1 protein-coding gene is annotated in these 258 nt (G+C 66.3%); it reads right to left on the bottom strand.

The window, feature by feature from the left end; genetic code table 11:
* Nucleotides 1-258: hypothetical protein (locus Q5L94_RS13890; protein ID WP_317498940.1), on the bottom strand; the 258-nt coding region annotated here is incomplete at both ends.

The raw sequence follows: 258 nt of genomic DNA, 5'->3' as shown, positions 1-258 counted from the left end.
CCGGCGCAGGCGTCGAGCAGGCCTTGCAGCGCCGCATCGACATCGTCCGGCAGCTCGCCATCGTCGGCCTGATGCCTGGCCGTCGCCGCCGCCAGCGCCGAAGAAGCAGGAATTTTGGCCTGATGCAGCGCGCCCGCGACATAGACGAGCATGTTATGGTCGGACTGCCCTTGATCTGCCCGCGCAGCGACCTCGGCTTGGAACTTTGCAATCAGTTCGGCGGCGTCAGCGTAGCCTCGGTCGGTCCGGTATCGCAGA

Source organism: Idiomarina sp. Sol25 (assembly GCF_033052775.1).
GTDB lineage: Bacteria > Pseudomonadota > Gammaproteobacteria > Enterobacterales > Alteromonadaceae > Idiomarina.
The sequence above is the reverse complement of the archived record's forward strand: the minus strand, read 5'-3'. Positions and strand labels throughout refer to the sequence as shown.